Annotated in this window: 2 protein-coding genes; both read left to right on the top strand. The window is 58.8% G+C overall.

What is annotated here, in order from left to right:
* On the top strand, positions 1-152 hold a 152-nt coding region (locus U9R81_RS09495; protein ID WP_322495240.1), incomplete at its 5' end, for a peptidoglycan-binding protein.
* 359 nt (positions 153-511) lie between these two features.
* Positions 512-1,009 carry a hypothetical protein gene (locus U9R81_RS09490; RefSeq protein ID WP_322495239.1) on the top strand — a complete coding sequence of 166 codons (498 nt, stop codon included), beginning with the start codon at positions 512-514 and terminating at the stop codon, positions 1,007-1,009.
* Positions 1,010-1,683: the final 674 nt, after the last annotated feature.

The following is a 1,683-nucleotide window of genomic DNA, read 5'->3' as shown; positions in this document are numbered from 1 at the left end:
TCGGCTTTGATCCCGGCCCGGTTAACGGTCTGTTCGGCCCGGCGACTGCCGCTGCGGTTCGCGCCTTTCGCGCCGCCGCTGGCCTGCCGGCAGGGGATAGCATTGATTGCGCGACGTGGCAAGCGTTGTTAGCTCGCAGCATTGAGCCGTAGCCAAGCCAACCCCCCGATGTCATGGTTCAAGGGCGGACAGAACGTATGAGCGTAAAAGTGATTGATGGCCTTGGGAAGCGGCTGTTCACCCTCGCCCCAGCCCCTCTCCCACTGGCGCGGGCGAGGGGAGCAGATCTCAGCTTTGAGGCATTTCACAGCGATCAACGGCTGTACTCGACCAAATTTCTGTCCGCCTCTCAAGATGTCATAGCACTGGCGTGCCGGCATATCGCTTTGCTGTATGCCGGTTGTTACAATCGTTATCACTAGCGGGCATCATGCCGGTATCGAAAACGTGGCATGCAGCAGCTAAAATACCGTATGCCATAAAGAACTAGACACAAAGATGCACAACACCTATGATCATGATCCCGTCTGATCTTGCCGAACGCATAACCGCCATTCACGCCGCGCCACACCGGCTGGTGCTGGCGTTTGCCGGCGCCGGCAGCCTAGGATTGGCGTGGCTGCATGCAATTGCTGGCTCGTCGCGTACAGTATTGGAAGCGATTGACGCCTACTCAACCCGGTCGCGCTTGTCACTCACCGGTGATCTCGATGCTCCGGCGGTCAGCGCCGAAATGGCCCAAGCGATGGCAGCGTGGGCCTACCGGCGGGCGCAAGCGTTGCGCGACGGCGAATGGCCGCTGCTGGGAGTTGGCCTCACGGCGGCGATCATCACCGACCGCGAACGGCGCGGCGCTGACCACGCTTTTCTCGCCATCTCCAGCGCCACCGGCATCGAGACTGACCATCTCGTGCTGGATCGCGCTAACCAGCAACGGATTGATCAAGAAATCTTGATCAGTCGCTGGCTGATTGGTGAAATCGCCCGTGCATGTGGCATCCCATCGTAACACTGCGTAGCCGTGCGGCTCTGTCAGTCCGCGTGGTGCAACGGGGCCGTGCGGCGCTGGTTGGCAATATCGTGCCGCGTAACCGTCCGATTTGGCAACCGGTCTACTTACTCTGTTTTCTATTTACACCACATCTGCCCTCAGCTCTAGGCGACTTCGCGAAGAATAGCGCATTCTGGTCCAACATGACTCGATTTTTTGACAATTTGCCGGCCCTGTGGTAATGTGCAGGCATTCTGCACGTCTCCAAATCAATGCACGGTGAATCGAGTGCGCCACACAAGGTTGTGCTACGTAACGCGAGCGGGAGGAATCAACGGCTGATCAACCGCTTGTTTGGTGCATCTCAGTTTCTGAGCGCCATGCTGGCGTAATCCATTTACGGATGGCGAGGTGGGAGCAGCACGGGAGTGAACTATCAGATACTCTGCAACGTCGCGTAGCGTCGCATTGGGTGCGATCAAATCGTTGCTGCTGCTGCCTTTGATCATCATACAGGGAAGTTCGTTCTAGAGCAAGGAGGTTTCTGTGTCGCACAAACGGCTTTGGGCATGGATGACCCTCGTGGCAGTGGCGGCGATAATTTTGGCGGCGTGTGGCAGCGGCCAACAGCAAGCGCAGCCAACTACAGCCCCGGCCGCGCCGGCGACGGCGGCACCGCAGCCAACGGCGGC

The organism is Chloroflexus sp., assembly GCF_034435895.1.
Taxonomy (GTDB): domain Bacteria; phylum Chloroflexota; class Chloroflexia; order Chloroflexales; family Chloroflexaceae; genus Chloroflexus.
Note: the sequence above shows the minus strand (reverse complement) of the source record. Positions and strands in the feature narration are given on the sequence as shown.

Coding starts and splice junctions, on each gene's coding strand:
- U9R81_RS09490 (WP_322495239.1), top strand. CDS start 512: ATGATCATGATCCCGTCTGATCTTGCCGAACGCATAACCGCCATTCAC.